Here is a 20,679-nt window from a genome sequence, read left to right on the forward strand (position 1 = left end):
GTTGGTGGGCAACTGCCTGCGAGGAAAGGAAGCTGCCGTGCTCTTTTTTAATATTCCGGCTTAGCTCAGTTGGTAGAGCGCTTGACTGTTAATCAAGATGTCGTCAGTTCGAGTCTGACAGCCGGAGCACGGAAGAAGGAGGCCGCCGGGCCTCTTTTTTGGTATCTAAATAAGTAGTAAGTAAAAGGCCAAGGAATTATCCTCGGTCTTTTTTAGATGCTTGATTTAAGATTAAGTTTTTTAAAGCAAGTGATTAATCTTTGTAGTGCAGGAGACAATTCTTTATTTGTTTGAGTGGCAATGAAGAATTGAATGTAGATCAGATTTTCATCAATAGGTAGTAAGTTGATCGGTGTTTGCCGCATTTTGGTTAAAATGCTGGCTGAAGAAATAGTTAAGCCTACACCACGCAATGCTAATTCGGTAGTTGTGACGATACTTTTACTTTCTAATACAATATTAGGCTTAATATGGAACTTTTGAAAAAGCCCGTTAACTTGATGGCGAATGGCCGACTCAGAGGAGCTTAAGACCATAGGATCCTGTAAAACTTCTTTCAGGTCCAGACTGCTTGGTTCCAAAATAAACTTGCCAGATTGGAAAAATGACGAGCTCTGAGGAATGACTACATAGTACTGTTCACCATCTTTAACAGAATAAGTTAAATCACGAGAAATGGTTTTAGGTGTTTGACCGATGTAACAATCAATTTCACCATTAAGCAATTTAGTTTCATTTGTACGAGGTGAATTTTCAAATAATTGAATTTCAACTGTAGGATTTTCTTTTAAGAAATCTGGAAGAAGTCGAGGTAATAAAAAAGTACCTAAGCTCTCTAAAATGCCAACCTTAATAATCTCTTTATTAGGTTGGGTAAAGGGTGCAAGTTCACGCTCGAGCTGCTGATCGTTGTAGGAAATGTTTTCTAAATATTTGTAGTAAATCATTCCAGCTTCAGTCAGCGAAAAAGGCACGTGATCGCGGTTGATAATTTGCGTACCGAGGCGCTTTTCAATTCTTTTAATGAGTTGAGTTAAATAAGGCTGGGAAATATATAACTCGCGAGCGGCTTTGGTAAAATTGTTTTCTTTTAGTAATACGTCGAGATAATGCAATAATGCTTCAGGATCGTTCATAAAATATACCTCCAATAATAAAATTATTATAACTCATTAGCTAGAAAACTATTTTGCCTAAGCCAGATTCCCCATTAAAATAAAGAAGAAAACCTTTACATACAAAAAGAGGGAGATTTTTATGGCTATGAAACCAGGTACATACGATGTAAAAGCAAAAGGGCATGGCTCAAGCTATATGTCAATGCAAGCGGTGAAACTAGGGGCGTTGCTGATGAGGTGTTCAACCGTTTGCCAAAATTAATTGTCGATAATCAAACTTTAAACGTTGATGCAGTCAGTGGTGCTACTATCTCTAGCCATGGTGTAATCGATGGGGTTGCGGAAGCAATCACTGAAGCCGGCGGAGACGCCGAAGAATGGAAAAAGCGTGCTAAGCCTAGCAAGGCACATGCGACAAAGGATGAAGAATATACTACTGATGTAGTAGTTATCGGTGCCGGTGGTGCTGGGCTGGCTGCAGCTGCGCGCAGTATCCAACATGGTAGAAAAGTTGTCGTACTTGAAAAATTCCCACAAATTGGCGGCAATACGACTCGTGCTGGTGGTCCAATGAATGCGGCCGAGCCTGAATGGCAAAAGAAGTTTAAGGCTTTAGCTGGTGAAAAAGAGGACTTGGAAAAATTAGCCGCTACACCAATTGAAAAGATTGATCCAGAATATCGTTCCGACTTTGAGGCATTGCAAAAACAAATTAAGGAATACGTTGATTCAGGCGCAAATTATTTATTTGATTCAAAATTACTGCATGAAATTCAAACCTATGTTGGTGGTAAGCGAACCGATTTGAATGGACACGAGATTCACGGTACTTACGCTTTAGTTAAGGAATTAGTTGATAATGCACTCGATTCAGTTAACTGGCTTAAAGAACTTGGCGTAAAATTTGACGATAGCCAAGTAACAATGCCAGTTGGTGCTCTTTGGCGTAGAGGTCACAAGCCAGTTGAACCAATGGGTTATGCTTATATTCATGTTTTGGGCGACTGGGTTAAGGACCATGGCGCAACTGTTTTGACTGAAACTCACGCTAAGCACTTGCTTGTGGATGGCGATAAAGTAGTTGGCGTTGTTGCTGAAAAGAGCGACGGCTCCAAGGTTACCGTTCACGCTAAATCAGTTATCTTAACTTCAGGTGGTTTTGGCGCCAACATGAAGATGGTCCAAAAGTACAACACTTATTGGAAACACATCGATAGCGACATGCCAACGACTAACTCTCCAGCGATAACTGGTGATGGGATCGGTTTAGGAAAAGAAGTTGGTGCAGACTTGGTCGGCATGGGCTTTATTCAATTGATGCCTGTGTCTGATCCAAAGACTGGTGAATTATTCACTGGTTTGCAGACGCCACCTGAGAACTACATTATGGTAAATAAAGAGGGGAAACGTTTCGTAAATGAATTTGCGGAACGTGATACGCTGGCCAAAGCTGCAATTGCCAACGGAGGACTCTTCTATTTGATCGCTGACGATAAAATTAAGGCCACTGCCTATAACACTACCCAAGAGTCAATCGACGCTCAGGTTAAGGCAGGAACGCTTTTCAGGGCAAATACTTTAGCCGACCTTGCCAAGCAAATTGGTATGAAGCCAGAGGTGCTTGAAGATACAATTAAGAAATATAATTCTTACGTTGATGCTGGTGAAGATCCAGAATTTGGCAAGAGTGCCTTCAACTTGAAGTGTGAAGCTGCCCCATTCTATGCTACGCCTCGTAAAACAGCTATTCACCACACAATGGGTGGTCTTAGGATCGATACCAAGGCCCGCGTGATCAATAAAGACGGTGCTGTAATTAAGGGACTTTACGCTGCAGGTGAAATTGCAGGTGGTATTCATGCCGGCAACCGTCTTGGTGGTAATTCCCTTGCTGATATCTTTACTTTTGGTAGAATCGCAGCTAACACTGCTTTTGCGGAAAAAAATAATTAACTACTAAAAACAAAAAGTGCCTAGGAACAATTCCTAGACACTTTTTTGGTGGATTCATTTTTCGGATCAAAATTTTTATTTAGTTAAAAGTACCAACTTTGTTGGTGTGAACTAAAACTTTTGCCCCATGTGGGGATGTATTGGTTAAATCAAAACTTACGTCTCGTCCTGCACGCATGCCGTGATGTTCACCGTTAACCCAGTGAGAGTTATTGGTTACGTCATAGACTACGCCGTTTACGGCAATATAAGCTGGACGACCGTTTTTGCCATCATAATTTGACAGAGTTTCTTTAGTGAATTCTTTCATATCGAGAAGCTCCTTTCTAAAGTAAAACTACTATAGGTTAATAGTAACATAGTGTCACTTTTGATAGAAGCGGTCTATCTTTTCTTATATCTTTTTTATGAAAGGTGACCACGCCAGCCGGCAATATCCCAATCTAAGAAATCGTAGTTTAATTTCTTACCGTAGATCTTTTCGTAAACAGCTACTTTTTGCTTGTAATCTTGTTCCATCATATGGTGGGCGTTTTCATTAGCACTTAGGGAAACATCGGGATAAATGGGGTCTAAAACGTGCACAATGTACTTAGTTTCGTAGAAGTTGGCGTCCTTTTTTTCGACCTTAGGCAAATCCTTGATTTCAACAAAAGTGGAAATAACTGGCACGTTTTGCTTAGCGGCAAAATAGTAGGCACCGCGTTGCAACTTACGAGGTTTGCGGTAGTTCCACCACATTTCTTGTTCAGGATAAATCAAAACCCAGTTGTTTTGATCCAATGCTTGGCTCAAATGCTTTGGAAATTCGTTGGCAATGTAACTAGGGCTTTGAACCAAAGGAATGGTGCCGACATAGTTCATCAAGTAGCGGAAAAAGCCAGGCAACATCAGGTTGGTATCTTCAATAACAATTGAAAGTTGACAGTGCATTTTGTCAGCGAGGAGCTTAATTGGAAGCGAATCGACTTGATTGTAGTGGTTGGAAGTAACAATCGCGCCACCAATAGGTAAATTGTTTAATTTTTCTAGGCCTTCGAATTCGGTTGAGCCAGCGATTGTCTTAGCCAAAGTATTAAAAATCACATGACCAATGCGGTTGTTGATCTTGCTGGAAAAAGTTTTACGGTTTTCCCAGTAGTCATTAACTAGCTTCAATCTTTCATCAAGCGACATTTGTGGGTCACCGATTTCAACCTTAGCCGTAAAATCACGGTCGTTGGCAGCTTTTTTGATATTTTTAATTACTGCTTCTCGATTATCACCAAAAATCATAATTTAACTGCCTCACGTTCCTTAACTTTGGCCCAATTGTTAGGGTCTTTTTCTGTTTTGTCTTCCTTTAAAAGCATGTGGTTCAGCTTTTGACGATCGGCCGCACGTTGTTCATCGGTGTAGTTATCGAGTTCAGCCTTTAGTTCGTCGTAAAACTTGGTTTCCTTAGCGCTTTGCCAGAAATAATCTTCATATTGCACGCCTTTGAAATGCCATGGTTTGAAGAAAAGATTGTAGTGGATCAAACCAGGATTTTTGATCGGTTCGGTATTTTCATTAGGCATAGCATCCCAGCGTGGATCAAGGTGAAGAATGTTGCCTTCGCCCATTTCGTTTAAGTAATCTTGATCGGGTGCAATACAGTCGAAGTGGTAAGTTTCAAGCAGTTCCATGAAGTGATCGATAAAAAGATTGTCACGGAATTGCTTAGCGTTCATGACCAACATTCCTGAATTGATGTACTTCTTAGGATCGAGTGCTAAAACATCCTTGATGTATTTCACCATCTTAGGCACAAATTGAATTGAAGAGTCGGTGCAGGCACCAAATAAGTTGTCGCCAAGCTCTACATTGTAAAGCTTAGCAATATCGTCGTTAACAACGGTGTCGCTGTCGATGTAGATTGCCTTGTCGTATTGCGTGAACAATTCAGGAATAAACAAGCGGTAGAAAATTGACATGGTGAAGAAGTCGGCCCGCAAGAAGTTTTCCTTTCGGTTTTGAATCGGCTTCACCAACTTGTCGTCAATATGGAAAAACTTTACGTGTACATTTTCATTGCCGAGATCGCTTAAATCTTTTTTATGCTCATCAGACAAATCTTGGCTTAGGAAATACACGGTGTAGTCTGTATCAGAGCTGGCATGTTTAACCAAAGAATTGAGTGATACTGCCGCATATTTAGTGAAGTCATCACTAATGCTGTAAAAAACTGGTACTGTCATAAATTTTCCTTTCTTAGTCAATCTTAACGGATTCGTGCTTTTTGACCTTAGCCCAGGTGTTAGGTTCGTCAACGATCATGTCAACTTTCTTGGCCATCCATTCAAGATCGGCACGGGCCTTTTTACGATCTTCGTCAGTAAAGTCAGCAAGTTGCTGCTTTAATTCGTCATAGTAAGGCGTGGTCTTGGCAACGTCCCAGAAGTAGTGAGCGTATTGCACGTCTTCAAAGTGCCATGGCTTGAAGAACAAGTTGTAGTGCACGATCTTAGGATTTTCAATTTCGGGGATGCTTTCGTTAGGCATAGCGTCCCATTCCTTAGGCAAGTGGTAGATCTTGTCTTCACAGATTTCGTTCATGTAGGCTTGGTCTGGGTCGACGTTGTCGAAATGGTACTTGCCCATCAAGTAGTAGAACTTATCGACGAAGTGCTTATCGCGGAAGGCCTTCATGTTGAACAAAATGACACCGTTGTTGATGTATTTTTCGGCAGGTAAGATGCCTTGGCACTCTTTAATGTATTTTTGTAAAAGCGGCATGTAGCGAATAGATAAATCAGGACAGCTGGCAAACATGTTATCGCCGATTTCAGTATTGTATAAATCCGCAATGTCCGTGCAAATAATGGTGTCGGCATCTAGGTAAACTGCCTTGTCATATTGTGGGAATAATTCAGGGATGAACAAACGGTAGAAGATGGACATGGTGAAAAATTGGGCACGTAAGTAGTTTTCCTTAGTCTTGTGAATTGGCTTAACCATGTCATCGTCAATGTGGAAGACGTGGACATGAATGTTGTCAGTTGACATGTCTTCCAAGCTCTTTTTGTGTTCATCAGAAATTTCTTGAACCAAAAGAGTGATAGTGTAGTCCTTCTTAGGATCAGCATGATCCATTAATGATTGAATTGAGACAAATGCATATGGCGTGTAGTTGTCACTGATAGTGTAAAAAACAGGGATAGTTTTCAAAATAGTTCCTCCAAGTATTATTCTTTCAAATTATTGCGAATCTTGAGATATTCGTTGAGTAAATCATCATATTCGTGCAAATGAAGTACGCTGTGCACACGGTCAACGTCCCATGGCTTAACTGTCTGCGTATGGAAGTAAGGCCAGAAACGAAAACTAGTAGTAAAGTGCTGAATCTTAGTGTTCTTTTGTAAACGATATTGTTCGTTGTAGCGGCGTGGCACGACCCGCTTGGCGACAGCCAGCTTATTAATTGCGGACTGGTCGGGCAAGAACATTTTTTTGGTTTGCATCATGTCTCTGACTTTAGCAAAAAGACCGGTTTGTTTAATCTTAGTCATGTTTAACAGCAGGACGCCGGAATTCAGGTAGTCAAAGACGCGCTTAGTTTTGACATTGTGGAAGAAAAATCTGCCCCAGTAGTCGAGTACACCGATGAGTTCGATACCCTTGATGTTTTGCTTATAAAAAGCAGTAATGTCGCCGCGAATAACGATATCGTCGTCCAGGTAAAGAATACGATCAGGGATCTGTGGCAATTCATCCGCAAAAAGACGCAACATGGCATAAGGCGTAAAACGCGTATTCATGTTGGCTGTAGGTGGCTGCTTGATAAATAGATCGGTACAGTCGATCAACTCCAGCGTATTTTTAGGGTTTGCTTTAACTAATAAAGAACGAATAAAATCTGCGGCATGCTTAGAGAAGGGATGATACTTGCGTTTATCGCTGTGAGCTTCCATGGTTAAAATGTAGAGGTGCAGTTCCTTTGCACCAGAGTTCTTTAATAAAGATAGTGTGGAGATTAAAACGCCGTCTTCTGCGTTTTCGTCCCCGCAAAAAAGTATATTCATAATTGCTCCTGTTTAGTAGTATTCGAATTTACTAATCTGTATATTCTATATGATACCGTGTAGAATGCATTTTTCTGAGTGAAGGGATGAAGTCAATGAAAATTTCAGAAGCTTCGAGAAAAGAACGGAAATCATTAGGATTAACACAAGGTCAAATGATTAAGGAAAGCAAAATATCTGTTACCCATTATTCTAAAATGGAAAATGGACAAAATAGAATTTTTATTGATGATTTGATTTTAATTTTACAGTTACGTGGAATATCAATTACTCAATTTTTTAAAAAGTATTTTCCATCAAATGATAACATAGATTACTCCCAAATATCTCAAGAATTAAATCAAGCTTTTTATGATAATGATGTAAAAAAAGCCAAAGAGTTAAAGCTGAAAATTTTGAATACTAAACATATGTCAACAGAATTAAGAGATAGGGCAAACTTGATCATAGCTGCACTAAATTCAAAAGATGATAAAACAGATACTGCAGCAGTTAAACAAGCTATGCATGACCTTTTTTAAGCATCAAGAATGGATGAATGATGAAAATGCGATTGTACTTTTGAGTAATTCTATTCGAAAAGACAATCTAAATGATGTCACACATTTAGTAATGATGTTAATTAGGTAACTAAAACTCTTAAAGACAAGCTAATAAGGTTAAGAAGCAAAAACGTTTCTTAACCTTATTTTTTTATGTATTGACAATATTCATAATCGCTGAGCTTAGCTCGGTCAATTAATGTCTTTTGAATTTCATCGTGGAGCTTATTTTGGGCTTCCTTACGGCTTAAAGTTTGATCCGGGTAAAATGGTCCGTCGATATAAACAATTGCGCGAGGGCGCTTCCCAAAGCGTCTTTTATGGTAGGTTTTGGTCATAACGAAACTTGGCGCGTTCAGTTGAACAGGAAAGTGCATGCTGGTTGCGTCAAAGGGACGAATTTTGGTGTAGTAGGGCCAAACGTGGGCTTCTGGGTAGATTAGAACTTCACCTTTTTTATCTTTGATCACGGTTTTGATAGCCTTGATCAGCTTGACCGACTGTTTTAAGTCTTTACCAACGGGAAGGCCACCGTAGCGTACCAGGTATTTGCCGATGAAGGGGATGCCCCAGTTGGCTTGACCTGCGATAGCGTAGAAGTTCTTAATTGGAAAAATCGTAAGGGATGTAAAAACATCGCCCATTGGTCTGGTATGGTTGCCGTAGATGAAGTAGCCACCGTCGACTTGCTTGAGTTTTTCTTTGCCGATTACCTTCACGTTGTCGAAAAAGCGAAAAACGATCCAGCCGAAGCCGGCGGCAAGACGACGAGCGATTGCTGACCAAATTTTTGCACCGCGAGAATTGGGCAAAATCACATAGTCGTCTGGTAAGCTGAAATTTTGATCGTGGCTGTCGACCACATCGTCGGTAGTTTTGTGATAATAATAAATTCGTTTCATTCGTGTTCCTTCAAGATAGTTATGAATTAATCTTATCATGAAAAATATTAAGCGAAAAATCGATGCATCAGGCAAAAATTTTGTGCAATAATATTCCTGAATTCATGAGTAAAGGGGAAATTGAGTATGAAACTTAACAAAAAATTGTTGTTTTCTTCCGCTGTTATTGCGGGACTTCTCTTAAGCGTTGCACCTGCTACTGTTCAAGCTGCAAGTACTGCTAGCAGTGCACCTAAAACCACAAATGTTAATCCTAAGGCCGTAATTGAAAATGACCCTAAGTTAACTAAACAAGGCTATGTTTTAAGAATTAAGAATTCCAAAGATGCAGATCCTATTTATGTAGGAAAAAACAACTACAAATATGCTTTAACGCATTATGAAACCTTCAAGGGCAAGACAATTAGTCCAGCTAAGGTTCAAAACGTTAAATTTAGAGTTGAAAAGATAGTCAGATTCCACGGCAAAATTAGTGGTGCTCCATTGTACTTAGTGGCTTCTAAGGATAAGAAGTACAGCTGCTGGACTACGCAAGCAATGCTTCAATATTATTACTTCAATAGCAAGGGGATGCGCGGAGTAGTAAATCCATTGAAGAGAATTGCTAATAGAAGCGCTGATAAGAACATCGTTAGTCTAAAGAATAAACAAAATAAACGCGACTTTAACGCTGCAATGAAGGCTGCTAATAAGCTTAAGGGTAGTCAGAAGAAGTTTGTAGTAAACTCTTTGAAGCAACTTAAGAAAGATAACAATATTGGCGTTGAAGGCGACAATTTACTTTTATTTGGCCTTTAAAGTGAAAAAAATACGTTAAAAGAGCATAGAAAAACTGATGCATCTAAGCTATAAAGCTAGGAGCATCAGTTTTTTTGCTACATTAGGTCGTCATTGTCTTTGAAAAGTTGCTTGGTTGCGGTGGCCATTCTTTCGGGGATGCCATAGTTCTGCATGAAGGTTCCTGGTTCTTGAATGTAGTCACCATTTTTGCAGGAATAGTCGTAAATAATCTTAAGAGAAAATAGATCTGCTTCCTCTTCTTCTGAGTTTTGCCCTGAAAAGCTAGGCCAATAAGCAATACCTGAATCACCTAACATTAAGTGTCCAATCTCGTGCCCAATAATAAAAGGCAATTCATTAGAATTGTGCCAGTTAGTGTTGATTATCATCTTGTGCTTATGTTTAAACGAAAGTGCAGGATCATATGGCTCGCCTCTAACTAAGATGTATGAAAGGCCATGCTTAAAAGCATAGTTGAGCAAATATTCAATTAATTCTTCTTTGCCTAGATTTCTCATTTCTTGTCTGCGCGACCTTCCTTGATGTCATCTTCCATTAGTCCTCGAACCATGTTGAGATATCTTTCTGGAACATTATAGCCGTGATATGAATAAGGCTTCTCCTCATCTAATGGGATAGAAGTTGGTTGTCCTTTGGTAGGTATAGGAGTAGGATCATCGGTTTTGCCTTTTAGATAGTCGATTGAAGTATTTAGTACTTCGGCAACGGCTTCTAAGGCATCACCACCAGGTCTTTTATTCTTCCAATTATAGATAGAATTAGTACCTAACCCAGCCTTATCATTCACTTCACGTAAGTTCATTTTATGTTTTTTCGCTAATTCTTTAGTACGCTCTAATTCAATCATAGCAAGCATTCTCCACGTATTTCAAAATATTAAATAAGTATTTTTACTAAAAATGTGTTGACAATATTAGTTTATAGACGTAGTATAAGAACTGTCAACGAGATATGAAAGAAATAAGAAAAGAGCCTAGAAACACGTGTGTAAGTAAGAAAGGAATCATGTGCTTAAGGTTATTTCTTATACCATTATATTAGTATAAATACTAATATTAGTCAACGGATATTAGTATTAAGTTGATAAATTTTCTATAAAGAGGTGGTGCCAATGGCTGTGTAATAAAGAAAAAAGAGGTGAGGAAAGAATCATGGATATACATGATTACGTTGAATTAATAGCTCTAGCGTTTTGGGTTATTAGTGTTGTAAGTGTCGGTATCTTGAGTCATGTTCACTTTAAGAATAAACGACTGGAAAGATTGCGTATCGTTACAAGCAATCTAATGAAAAGCTACATCAACATGTATGACCAAGAGAATTTATCTGATGAAAAGAAGATCAATCGAGTTGGCAATGCAGTAGTTGATGGCTTGCAAGCTAAGGGCTTTAAGTTGAGTGAACAAGAAGTGCAGGACATTTTTGCGGAAGTTGCAAAGCAAATGAATGACTTGCATGAGACTCAGGATAAGTAGATTTTTTGGAGGTTTTATTATGGTTGATATTACAAATGCGAATATAGAGAAAATGTATGAGTTGAATGGCTTGCATGAGGTTGTAGTTCAAAAGGGTAATGTTGGAAAGACCTACAATTATGCTCTTCAATTACTAAAACAGGGTACAGATGCGGTAGTATATCGTGCTCGTCATGGGAGAGATTTTGTGAAAGGAAAAGGCAAGAATAGTAATGTTGAGCGATTGTATTTAGATGGGATTCATTCTGTTCCTGCTAATAAAACTTTGCAAGCAGCTGGTGGTCATACTCAAACTTGGGAATATGCTAATCGGACAGATTCTTATAGTGGAGCAAGTGAATGGTTTATCGGTACTAAGCCTAAAAAAGATCCTGATCATCCTTCAATTTATTGGGATACTCAAATTGCTAGAGTAAAGTTCAGTAAAGCTGAATATAAATTCAACACGCAATTACCTCGTATTTCCAATTTAAATCAAGCTGGTAGGAAATTTGGATTAGCGTATAGTGGTAATGACTTGGTTAGATCTGAAGCAGCCGTATCTCCATCTCCAAATTATAGTTATTTTTTAATTGTTACTGTAGATAAAAGTGGCACAGGATATTTTTCACTTTATAATTTGGAAGATGTTAACAATGCTTTAGATAGAGTTGGTACAGGTGATGTAAATTTGAAGACAGACACATTAGCTGATCAGTGCTTGAAAGCATTTAAAATTAAAGGTCTAGTAAAAGAAATTACATCATTACAAGGATATGATATTGATGATAACCTGAATATTTATATTTCAAGTGAGGCACATCCAGATCAAACAGATATTTATTCTAAACCTAGAAAAATAGTCAAAATTCCATGGGAAGCTACTGAAGCTTCTGAATGGGATATAATTCGTTTAGATAATAGTTTTAAATTAAATGAATCGGGATATGCTACAGAATTTGAAGGTATTCAAGTTAATAGTGAAAATGATCTTTATCTGACTGTTGCCTACCATGATAGTTCAGATTATACAACTCGAAAGAATAAAATTTTTAAGATTAATTGGTAGTTAATAAAAAAAGACCAATATGTTCAATGCTTAAACATATTGGTCTTTTATTAATATTGCGTTCTTTGCATGTTGATAAATGATTTTGTTGGATGAGCTGAAAATGGCATTTTTGGCTTTTTAACTACATTTCCAGAGTAAATCCAGTATTGCGTGTTTTTAATATGATAAGAAGAATAAAGTGAGCCATTTAAAATATTGGCTTCATCGACTACTAATTTTTGTCCTCTTTTTAAGATCTTCTTGGTAAATTTACCAGATGGGTTCATAGCATATACATTTTTATCTGGTGGTAATGGCTTTCCAACTATTACAGTTGCTTGATTAGTAAAAACAGTTTTTTGGTTTATTCTTTTGATATTACAACATTTGATATATTTATTATTGTTCAACTTGTAGTATGGTTGAGATTTAATAACTTTATATGGAAGATAATATAAATCAACTTTAAAATCAGGACTTGATTGTAAATCTTGTCGTACTTGCACGTAATATCTCTTCACAGAATTTGTTTTTAGCAATTTTCCTGGAGCAGTAACAGCCTTATTCTTCTTAAGATAATTGTTTTTACCACGTAAACGTTGGCCTTTGTTGTTGTATACATAGGAGTTACTGTTTAAATACAGCTTCACATTATTGGCTGCCTTAACTGGGCTGGAATTCATGCCCAGTGAAACGATGCCTAAAAAGACAGCGATCAGAACAGTAAATATTGTTTTATTCTTTTTCATATATTAATACCTCATTAATATCTTAACTGTTAATACAATTATAGTTCATTTTCATTAATGTCTATATTGATTGACTTAAAAATTGGGGGAGATAATAGAAGTATCAGCGAGATATTAACAGAAAGATGATTAAAATGAAGAAGAATAAACTTATCTTGGCTTCAGTTGCAGCATTAATGGCTGTAAGCCCAGTGCTTTCATTCGGCTCACAAGTTCACACGGTTCAAGCTGCAGATAATTCTGTCAGAAAGACAGTTATGTATAATTCAATTGCTTATGATAAAGATGGCAATTCAACAGGTCAAAAGTATTACACTTACGGATCAATCAGTGTTGATCCAACCCCTGTAACTATTAACGGTAACCAATATTACAAGATTTCAGGTAAAAACCAATATGTTAGAGTAACTAATATTGATGGTGTAAGACGTAGAGTAACCCACAATGCTTATATTTATCGTACTTCTACTCAAAAAACGCCTTACGGTATGACTGCAAGCAGTAAGAAATGGAAGTTATACAAAGGCGAAATAGTAACTACTTATGGTGGCTATTACACCTTTAAAAATGGTAAGCACTACTTCAAGGTAGGCGGACCAAGAAAGCAATATGTTAGAACTGCTAACTTAGGTCCAGTTATCGGAACTAATACTTCAACAAGTTCTAATAATTCGTCAAACACCCCAACTAATAATACCCAATCAGTTGGTAAATATGAAACCACTGTAACAGTAACTACTCCATACACTTATCTTTTTACAGAAGTTCCAGGTAAAATCCAAGTCCAACGTACTAATAAACGTGTTAAAAAAGGTGATAAATTTGTGGTAGACCGTTTAGAACAAGGGACACGTGCTGGTACTGGGCAAGACGGTGATGACGATAATGAGCTAGCAATTTATCATATTAAGGGAACGGATTACTGGATTTATAATAATGATGTTCAAGCTGCTAAGCAATTATCAGTTCAGAGCTATAACAAAACAGACAAATCATTAATTACTATGGATCAACCAGTTGAAGTCTACAATGCAGATGGTACTTCTCAAAATATTAGAATTAAGAAGAACGATTCGGCATGGAGAGTTGATAGCTTATCATACATTTGGGTAGCCAAGGAAAATAAGGCTGAACTATTCTATCGTTTACATTTGAATGGTGAATATAGAAGCGTTTATCGCTTAACAAACAATGGCGACTATGTTTCCGATCGTGTTCCAATTAAAAATGCATACATAAAAGCAAGTGAAGTTAAAGTTGATCCAAATGGTTTGAAATTAACACCATCAAACACTGCTGCTGAAGCAGAGGCTGCTGCGAAAAAGTAAAATTAAAAATAGATTTTAAAACTAAAAAACTGATGCATCTAAGCTATGAAGCTAGGAGCATCAGTTTTTTGTTACATTAGATCGTCATTGTCTTTAAAAAGTTGCTTGGTTGCAGCGGTCATTCTTTCGGGGATGCCATAGTTCTGCATAAAGGTTCCTGGTTCTTGAATGTAGTCACCATTTTTGCAGGAATAGTCGTAAATAATCTTAAGAGAAAATAGATCTGCTTCCTCTTCTTCTGAGTTTTGCCCTGAAAAACTAGGCCAATAGGCGATACCTGAATCGCCTAACATTAAGTGACCAATTTCGTGGCCAATGATAAAAGGCAATTCATTAGGGTTATGCCAATTAGTATTGATTACCATTTTATGAGCATTCTTAAATGAAAGTGCTGGGTCGTATGGCTCTCCTTTAACCAAGATGTATGAAAGACCGTGCTTAAAAGCATAATTGAGTAAGTACTCAATTAACTCTTCTTTGCCTAAGTTTCTCATTTCTTGTCTGCACGACCTTCCTTAATATCATCTTCCATTAGTCCTCGAATCATATTGAGATATCTCTCAGGAACGTTGTAACCATGATATGAATAAGGCTTTTCTTCGTCTAGTGGAATAGAAGTTGGTTGTCCTTTTGTAGGTATAGGGGTAGGATCATCGGTTTTACCCTTTAGGTAATCGATTGAAGTATTTAATACTTCAGCGACAGCCTCTAAGGCATCACCACCAGGCCTTTTATTCTTCCAATTATAGATAGAATTAGTACCCAATCCAGCCTTGTCATTCACTTCACGTAAGTTCATTTTATATTTTTTTGCTAATTCTTTAGTACGCTCTAATTCAATCATGGCAAGCATTCTCCGAATATTTCAAATTATTAAATAAGTATTTTTACTAAAAATTTATTGACAATATTAGTCTTTGGACGTAGTATAAGAACTGTCAACGAGATATGAAAGAAATAAGAAAAAGCCTAGAAACACGTGTGTAAGTAAGAAAGGAATCATGTGCTTAAGGTTATTTCTTATACCGTTATATTAGTATAAATACTAATATAAGTCAATAAATATTAGTATCTAGTTGATGAATTTTATTCAAAGAGGTGGTGCCAATGACTGTGCAATAAGGAAAAAGAGAGGTGAAGAAGAAATCATGGATATTCATGATTACGTTGAACTAATAGCTCTAGCGTTTTGGGTTATTAGTGTTGTAAGTGTTGGTATCTTGAGTCATGTTCACTTTAAGAATAAAAGGCTGGAAAGATTGCGTATCGTTACAAGCAATCTAATGAAAAGCTACATCAACATGTATGATCAAGAGAATTTATCTGATGAAAAGAAGATCAATCGAGTTGGCAATGCAGTAGTTGATGGCTTGCAAGCTAAGGGCTTTAAGTTGAATGAACAAGAAGTGCAGGACATTTTTGCGGAAGTTGCAAAGCAAATGAATGACTTGCACGAGGCTCAGGATAAGTAGATTTTTTGGAGGTTTTATTATGATTGATGCTAGAATTTTGAATCAATTTGATGTAAGTACAGGACATAAGTCAGTTATACAAAAAGGTAATGTTGGTGAAACTTATGATTATGGTTTGCAATTATGGCGTGATCAGTTAGATACATATGTATTTAGAGGGACTCGTGGCAATTTAACTAATTTGGTTTTAAAGTTAGTGGGACAAGCTGCAGGGCATACACAAACCTGGGAGTTTTCAGGCGAATCGGGTAAATGGTTTGTGGGCGTGAAACCTACTAAGGAACATTGGGCTAAGCAAATTGCTCGTGTAGATATTAGATCTTTAAAGGCAAGTAAAACGTACGATAGTAATACTGCTTTTCCACGAATTGCATACTTAGATCAAGCTGGAGAACCTAAAGATTACTGTCAAAGTCCTGAAAACTTTAAGAGGGCAGAAGCAGCACTATCTCCAGACTATACAAAAATGTTAATTGCTACAATGGAAAATGATGGAACTGGACATTTTGTTATCTATAATGCAAAAATGATTAATCAAGCTTTAGATGATACAAGTATTGATTATGTGGATTTACGCGATAAGCAAAAATATCCATGTGAAGATAGTTTTACTATTTCTAATTTTGATGATTTAATGAATAATTCTGTACAGGGTTATGATTTAGATAACGCAGGGAATATTTATATTACTAGTCAACATAAACCGAATATGGAAGATCATAAGTATTATCCAAAAATGATTAAAAAGATTCCTTATTATGCGCATGAAGAGACCTCACAATGGGAAGAAGTCGGATTATCTGCTGTTAATATTAGCGGAAAAGGAATGCACTCAGAGGTAGAATCAATTCAGATTATTGGTGAAAATCATGGTTATTTAACAGTTGCGTATCATAAGCTTGTTAATAATAAGAATCTCACAATTTTAAATAGAATTTATGAAATTGAATGGGATTAATATTTTAAAGTGCTTGAAAAATTTTCAAGCGCTTTTTTTCTATCCGAGTATAATAACGTTAAGAGTTAATAAAGGAGAAAATGAAATGAATCATAAGAAATACTTTTTAGCTTCAGTTGCAGCTTTGATGGCTATTGGAGTATTTTCTACTCAACAAGTAAAAGCAGCATATTCTGTTGTTGCAACTAGAAAAGTCACAAGAAACGCATATATCTATAATTCAACCAATAAGAGAACTTCATATAAAAATAAAAAGAAATTATACAAGGGGCAATCAGTAACTACATATGGTGATGGACAGACACTTAAAAATGGTCAAAAATTTTATAAAATTAGTCCAACATCAAATAAGTACGTCAAAGTAGCTAACTTCAAAGCTAGACCTGTTGTCAAGACTGCTACTGCTGTAATAAAGCCACACGCTGATTGGCTTGCTAGAACTTTTAATAATAAAGGCAATACTGTCCGTAAGAATTTAAAGCCAGGAACAAAATTGACAGTTGATCGCCATGAGGTAACTTCATTTAGTGATAACTTCCCAGCAGGAATGATTAACGACGATGGATTTTATCATATTAAAGGCAGCAATCAATGGATAATGGGCTCTGCTGTTAAAGTTAATAAAAAGATTCCTTTGTTTGATCCAGAATTTGAAAATGCCCGTACCAATTATTCTTTGGTAAGATTTAAGAACAACGCAGATGTATATAATCGTCAAGGTGAAAAGCTGAACGCTGATGGAGTAAAAGTGAGAAAGCAAGCAAATTGGTTCAGAGCTGATAACCTATTATACATTTGGCTTCCGAGTGAAAATAAGGCTGAGTTGTTCTACCATCTGATTGCTAAAAGCTTTTATACAACTTCGTCAACAAGCGATAAGCTTAAAGTTTCTGATGCTTATGTTAAGACCAGTGATATGAAATACTTTGATGGTTTGAAACTTAAGCCAAGTAACACTCAGGCAGAAGCTAAAGCGGCTGCAGAGAATAAAAATTAAGAAAAAGTAGGAAAATCCTGTCATTATCGACAGGATTTTTTGCTGAGAAAATTCAGACTGCCTTGATTGACTTAAAAATTGGGGGGAGATAATAGATGTATAAGTGAGATATTAATAGAAGGATGATTAAAATGAAGAAAAACAAATTTATTTTAGCTTCAGTTGCAGCTTTGATGGCTATTGGCTCAGTGCTTTCATTTGGCTCACAAGCTCACACAGTTCAAGCTGCGCAAAAGACGATACATACTAATTATTATGCTGGTATCAAAAGTACAGCTTTAAGTTATAACGTAAACGGAAAAAGCTTATCGAGTGGAATTAAGACCAACACTACTATGAAATATTACGGTAATCCACGGCTTATTAAGGGGCAAAAATATGTTTGCTACAATGTTGGCAAAGGCAAATATGTTCCATTGAATTCTATTGGCAAAGTAAATGGAAGAAATACTTTCCGTTTGTTAAATAATAGCTATATTTACAATGCTAGTGGTAAAAAGATAGGTAGCTTATCTTATAGATATCCAGTTTATTTTTCAGGCAGTTTAAGAAAAACTAGCCAAGATAAAAGATATTATGTGCTTGAGAGTAACATAGACTCTCAAGCTTATACAACTAGTACTGAAAAATATTATTTGCCTTATAAGAAAATAAAGAATAGTTACTATTACTCATTGGGTAAAGGTAGATATATCAACGTTAGAAACGTTGCCACAATTAATGGTTTGCAGAATTGCTCTAATAGCGAAAAGATTACGGTAACAGCCCCTGGTCGTCAAACAGTACCAGTTTATGTTGTGAATGATTCTTCAGATGCAAAAACAGGGAAGGTGTTGCCTGGAGTCGTTAAAGTTAATGGCGTTAATGCTCATAGAGTTATTGTTGATGGTAAGACCGTTAATGTTGGAGCTGGAGATATGATTTTAGGCCAACGTATTCCTAGCGGTACAACCGTAACTGTTAATGCTAAGACTGCTGGACCACAATATAAGTATCAAATCAAAGGTACTCATACATTTATCAGCGCTTCAAATATAAAGGGATCAACAACTAAAATATCGAATCTTTTACCATACTATGTAGATTTAGATAAATTAAATAATTAACAAAGATCCTGTCCGTAGGGGCAGGATTTTTTGCTGGAAAAATTCAGATTGTGTTGATTGACTTAAAAATTGGGGGGAGATAATAGAAGTATCAGCGAGATATTAACAGAAGGATGATTAAAATGAAGAAAAATAAATTTATCTTAACTTCGGTTGCAGCTTTGATGGCTGTAAGTCCAATGCTTTCATTTGGCTCACAAGCTCATACGGTTCAAGCTGCAGATACTACTATTACTAAAACGATCATGCATACTTCAATAGCATATAACAGAGATGGTAAGAGCACAGGTACCAAATATTATGCATACAAGACCGTTGATGTAGTGACTAAGCCTGTAAAAATAAACGGTAATTTGTATTACAAAGTAAATGGATTAAATCACTATTTAAGAGCTACCAATATTGATGGTGTAACGCGTAAAGTAACGCATAACACTTATGTTTATAAGTCTTCCAATGGTCGTACTTCGTATAACGGCAGATGGAAGCTTTATAAAGGTGAAACAGTCACTACTTATGGTGGTTCTTACAAATTCAAAAATGGTAAGCACTACTTCAGAATTGGTGGTCCAAGCAAACAATACATTAAATCAGCCAATTTAGGACCAGTTATTAAAACTAATACTTCAGTGAATGGATCTGGTTCATCATCAGCATCTACTAATTCGGAAGAAACAACAGTCACTGTAACCACTCCGACTCGTTTAATTACCCAAACCAGTAATGGCTATAAAGGAACGGCTCATATTACTCCTGTAGGAACAAAATTTACAGTTGATCGTTTGGAATTTAATGAACTTTCTAAGAGAAGTGAAAACGACGACCATTTTTATCACATCAAAGGTACTGATCAGTGGATCAATGCTTCTGATGTGAAAGCTGCTAAAAGTATTCCACTACATGACTATTTCTTTGAAAACTTCTCATACATTACATTCCCTAAGGACACTGATGTGTATAATGCAGACGGAACTATCCAAGATCATAACGGCCAAAAAATAAGTAAACAAAAAGGTCAATTAAAAGTAGACAAGTTAGTATATATTTGGGTACCAAGTGAAAATAAGGCTGAATTATTCTATCACTTGGTAGGCACAAGTTTTTATGCAAGTACAACGCCAACCGTTCATTGGAGCACAATTAATGTTGGTCATAATGCTTATGTAAAAGCTAGCGATGTTAAATTTATTGATGGAAGCGTAAAATTAACTCCATCAAACACAGCCGCTGAAGCAGAAGCTGCTGCAAAGAAGTAAAATATATAAATAAAAGCTAAAAAATAAAATCCTGTCCATTAGGGCAGGATTTTTCGTATTGTAATAACTTTTAGTATAAAGTTTTGACTCCATTGATGATGGACTTGTAAGGATGAGAATATACTGTATGTTTAGGTCTCTTAACTATATCACCAGCGTAGATATAATATTGCGTATTCTTAATATGGTATGCTTCAGCATACACATTATCAAATCCCGCAGTATCATCTACGACTAATTTCTTATTTTTGGGTAATACATAGGCATTTACTACTCTATTTTTAGAAACTTCTTTTAATGCGTAAATATGTTTTTGGTTAATTGTCTTAGGATCTTTTGTTACAACAGTTGCTTGATTAGTTATCAGTTCATTCGCCTTATTTGCATATGGTGAGGGAAGATCTTCACTGTAAATAGATTTAACATTTATACACTTGATATATCTGTTATAGCCTATTTTGTAGTATTCCTGCTTTTTAATTGTTTTATATGGAAGCCAATACAAATAATTAAATAAATTCTCTTTAGAATTCATTACACCTGTTGAACTATTATCTTTCATTATGTAATATCTCTTCACGGAATTTGTTTTTTGTAATTTCCCTGGAGCAGTAACAGCCTTATTCTTCTTAAGATAATTGTTTTTACCACGTAAACGTTGGCCTTTGTTGTTGTATACATAGGAGTTACTGTTTAAATACAGCTTCACATTATTGGCTGCCTTAACTGGGCGGGAATTCATGCTTAGTGAAACGATGCCCAAAAAGACGGTAATGAGAATGGTAAATATTGTTCTATTCTTTTTCATGTGTTAACACCTCATCAATATTCGAATGTTAACCATATTAAAGCACATAAATTGGGAGGTACAATAATTCACACTGATCCCAAAAAGACGGCCATCAAGCCGCCTTTTTTACATATCTAATTTTAAGCACAAAAAAAGCAC

The 20,679-nt window shown here is 36.6% G+C and carries 23 protein-coding genes, 1 tRNA gene and 1 pseudogene; 12 read left to right on the forward strand and 13 right to left on the reverse strand.

What is annotated here, in order from left to right; genetic code table 11:
• Positions 1 to 54: 54 nt before the first annotated feature.
• Positions 55 to 127, forward strand: a tRNA-Asn gene (locus BN1206_RS00005).
• Between the two features lie 85 nt (positions 128 to 212).
• Here BN1206_RS00005 and BN1206_RS00010 read toward each other — a convergent pair.
• Positions 213 to 1,136: a LysR family transcriptional regulator gene (locus BN1206_RS00010; RefSeq protein ID WP_013436904.1), complete on the reverse strand. Its 924-nt coding sequence runs from the start codon at positions 1,134 to 1,136 to the stop codon at positions 213 to 215.
• Positions 1,137 to 1,263: 127 nt separating this feature from the next.
• On the opposite strand from BN1206_RS00010, the pseudogene BN1206_RS00015 reads away from it, so the two are divergent.
• Positions 1,264 to 3,071, forward strand: a pseudogene (locus BN1206_RS00015) (flavocytochrome c).
• A gap of 79 nt (positions 3,072 to 3,150) precedes the next feature.
• Here the strand turns inward: BN1206_RS00015 and BN1206_RS00020 are convergent.
• The 5 genes from BN1206_RS00020 to BN1206_RS00040 form a co-directional block, all read right to left on the reverse strand.
• Complete coding sequence (locus tag BN1206_RS00020; protein ID WP_013436906.1) at positions 3,151 to 3,381, reverse strand: cytochrome b5 domain-containing protein; 231 nt, start codon at positions 3,379 to 3,381, stop codon at positions 3,151 to 3,153.
• Between the two features lie 95 nt (positions 3,382 to 3,476).
• Complete coding sequence (locus BN1206_RS00025; protein ID WP_013436907.1) at positions 3,477 to 4,346, reverse strand: lysophospholipid acyltransferase family protein; 870 nt, start codon at positions 4,344 to 4,346, stop codon at positions 3,477 to 3,479.
• Positions 4,343 to 5,290: a glycosyltransferase family 8 protein gene (locus tag BN1206_RS00030; RefSeq protein ID WP_013641346.1), complete on the reverse strand. Its 948-nt coding sequence runs from the start codon at positions 5,288 to 5,290 to the stop codon at positions 4,343 to 4,345. Before BN1206_RS00030 ends, BN1206_RS00025 begins: the two co-directional genes overlap by 4 nt.
• A gap of 13 nt (positions 5,291 to 5,303) precedes the next feature.
• Positions 5,304 to 6,260, reverse strand: a complete 957-nt coding sequence (locus BN1206_RS00035; RefSeq protein WP_013436909.1) for a glycosyltransferase family 8 protein — start codon at positions 6,258 to 6,260, stop codon at positions 5,304 to 5,306.
• Between the two features lie 17 nt (positions 6,261 to 6,277).
• Positions 6,278 to 7,114, reverse strand: a complete 837-nt coding sequence (locus BN1206_RS00040) for a glycosyltransferase family 8 protein (RefSeq protein WP_052542659.1) — start codon at positions 7,112 to 7,114, stop codon at positions 6,278 to 6,280.
• 95 nt (positions 7,115 to 7,209) lie between these two features.
• Here BN1206_RS00040 and BN1206_RS00045 point away from each other — a divergent pair, with 95 nt between their 5' ends.
• On the forward strand, positions 7,210 to 7,635 hold the full coding sequence (locus BN1206_RS00045; RefSeq protein ID WP_231575936.1) for a helix-turn-helix domain-containing protein: 426 nt from the start codon (positions 7,210 to 7,212) through the stop codon (positions 7,633 to 7,635).
• A 164-nt stretch (positions 7,636 to 7,799) separates the two neighbouring features.
• Here the strand turns inward: BN1206_RS00045 and BN1206_RS00050 are convergent, their stop codons facing one another.
• On the reverse strand, positions 7,800 to 8,558 hold the full coding sequence (locus BN1206_RS00050) for a lysophospholipid acyltransferase family protein (RefSeq protein WP_052542662.1): 759 nt from the start codon (positions 8,556 to 8,558) through the stop codon (positions 7,800 to 7,802).
• A gap of 126 nt (positions 8,559 to 8,684) precedes the next feature.
• Here BN1206_RS00050 and BN1206_RS00055 point away from each other — a divergent pair, with 126 nt between their 5' ends.
• Entirely contained in the window at positions 8,685 to 9,356 is a 672-nt protein-coding gene (locus BN1206_RS00055; protein WP_052542664.1) for a hypothetical protein, read from the forward strand.
• Between the two features lie 77 nt (positions 9,357 to 9,433).
• Here the strand turns inward: BN1206_RS00055 and BN1206_RS00060 are convergent, their stop codons facing one another.
• Both BN1206_RS00060 and BN1206_RS00065 read right to left on the reverse strand, forming a co-directional pair.
• The gene (locus tag BN1206_RS00060; RefSeq protein ID WP_013436919.1) at positions 9,434 to 9,856 is read right to left on the reverse strand and encodes a M48 family metalloprotease; all 423 of its coding nucleotides are present in this window, start codon (positions 9,854 to 9,856) and stop codon (positions 9,434 to 9,436) included.
• The gene (locus BN1206_RS00065) at positions 9,853 to 10,206 is read right to left on the reverse strand and encodes a helix-turn-helix domain-containing protein (RefSeq protein WP_013436920.1); all 354 of its coding nucleotides are present in this window, start codon (positions 10,204 to 10,206) and stop codon (positions 9,853 to 9,855) included. The genes BN1206_RS00060 and BN1206_RS00065 overlap by 4 nt, the downstream gene beginning before the upstream one ends.
• A 304-nt stretch (positions 10,207 to 10,510) precedes the next feature.
• Here BN1206_RS00065 and BN1206_RS00070 point away from each other — a divergent pair, with 304 nt between their 5' ends.
• Both BN1206_RS00070 and BN1206_RS00075 read left to right on the forward strand, forming a co-directional pair.
• Positions 10,511 to 10,834 (forward strand): hypothetical protein, encoded by a 324-nt coding sequence (locus BN1206_RS00070; protein WP_003628386.1) that lies wholly within the window; start codon positions 10,511 to 10,513, stop codon positions 10,832 to 10,834.
• A gap of 19 nt (positions 10,835 to 10,853) precedes the next feature.
• Positions 10,854 to 11,882 carry a helveticin J family class III bacteriocin gene (locus BN1206_RS00075; RefSeq protein WP_013436921.1) on the forward strand — a complete coding sequence of 343 codons (1,029 nt, stop codon included), beginning with the start codon at positions 10,854 to 10,856 and terminating at the stop codon, positions 11,880 to 11,882.
• 50 nt (positions 11,883 to 11,932) lie between these two features.
• Here the strand turns inward: BN1206_RS00075 and BN1206_RS00080 are convergent, their stop codons facing one another.
• Positions 11,933 to 12,613, reverse strand: a complete 681-nt coding sequence (locus BN1206_RS00080; protein ID WP_013436922.1) for an SLAP domain-containing protein — start codon at positions 12,611 to 12,613, stop codon at positions 11,933 to 11,935.
• A 134-nt stretch (positions 12,614 to 12,747) separates the two neighbouring features.
• Here BN1206_RS00080 and BN1206_RS00085 point away from each other — a divergent pair, with 134 nt between their 5' ends.
• Positions 12,748 to 13,941, forward strand: a complete 1,194-nt coding sequence (locus BN1206_RS00085; protein WP_013436923.1) for an SLAP domain-containing protein — start codon at positions 12,748 to 12,750, stop codon at positions 13,939 to 13,941.
• Positions 13,942 to 14,012: 71 nt separating this feature from the next.
• Here BN1206_RS00085 and BN1206_RS00090 read toward each other — a convergent pair whose 3' ends face one another.
• Complete coding sequence (locus tag BN1206_RS00090) at positions 14,013 to 14,435, reverse strand: M48 family metalloprotease (protein ID WP_014565476.1); 423 nt, start codon at positions 14,433 to 14,435, stop codon at positions 14,013 to 14,015.
• Positions 14,432 to 14,785: a helix-turn-helix domain-containing protein gene (locus tag BN1206_RS00095; RefSeq protein ID WP_014565477.1), complete on the reverse strand. Its 354-nt coding sequence runs from the start codon at positions 14,783 to 14,785 to the stop codon at positions 14,432 to 14,434. The genes BN1206_RS00090 and BN1206_RS00095 overlap by 4 nt, the downstream gene beginning before the upstream one ends.
• Before the next feature lie 304 nt (positions 14,786 to 15,089).
• Here BN1206_RS00095 and BN1206_RS00100 point away from each other — a divergent pair, with 304 nt between their 5' ends.
• From BN1206_RS00100 to BN1206_RS00120, 5 genes are all read left to right on the forward strand, one after another.
• The gene (locus BN1206_RS00100) at positions 15,090 to 15,413 is read left to right on the forward strand and encodes a hypothetical protein (RefSeq protein ID WP_025006472.1); all 324 of its coding nucleotides are present in this window, start codon (positions 15,090 to 15,092) and stop codon (positions 15,411 to 15,413) included.
• A 19-nt stretch (positions 15,414 to 15,432) separates the two neighbouring features.
• Entirely contained in the window at positions 15,433 to 16,371 is a 939-nt protein-coding gene (locus BN1206_RS00105; protein ID WP_052542666.1) for a helveticin J family class III bacteriocin, read from the forward strand.
• An 85-nt stretch (positions 16,372 to 16,456) separates the two neighbouring features.
• Entirely contained in the window at positions 16,457 to 17,368 is a 912-nt protein-coding gene (locus tag BN1206_RS00110; protein ID WP_052542668.1) for an SLAP domain-containing protein, read from the forward strand.
• Positions 17,369 to 17,499: 131 nt separating this feature from the next.
• Positions 17,500 to 18,474 carry an SLAP domain-containing protein gene (locus BN1206_RS00115; RefSeq protein WP_052542671.1) on the forward strand — a complete coding sequence of 325 codons (975 nt, stop codon included), beginning with the start codon at positions 17,500 to 17,502 and terminating at the stop codon, positions 18,472 to 18,474.
• Positions 18,475 to 18,596: 122 nt separating this feature from the next.
• Positions 18,597 to 19,730: an SLAP domain-containing protein gene (locus BN1206_RS00120; RefSeq protein ID WP_052542672.1), complete on the forward strand. Its 1,134-nt coding sequence runs from the start codon at positions 18,597 to 18,599 to the stop codon at positions 19,728 to 19,730.
• Positions 19,731 to 19,800: 70 nt separating this feature from the next.
• Here BN1206_RS00120 and BN1206_RS00125 read toward each other — a convergent pair whose 3' ends face one another.
• Entirely contained in the window at positions 19,801 to 20,538 is a 738-nt protein-coding gene (locus BN1206_RS00125; protein ID WP_052542674.1) for an SLAP domain-containing protein, read from the reverse strand.
• Positions 20,539 to 20,679 lie beyond the last annotated feature (141 nt).

Source organism: Lactobacillus sp. OTU4228 (assembly GCF_001006945.1).
Classification (GTDB): domain Bacteria; phylum Bacillota; class Bacilli; order Lactobacillales; family Lactobacillaceae; genus Lactobacillus; species Lactobacillus amylovorus.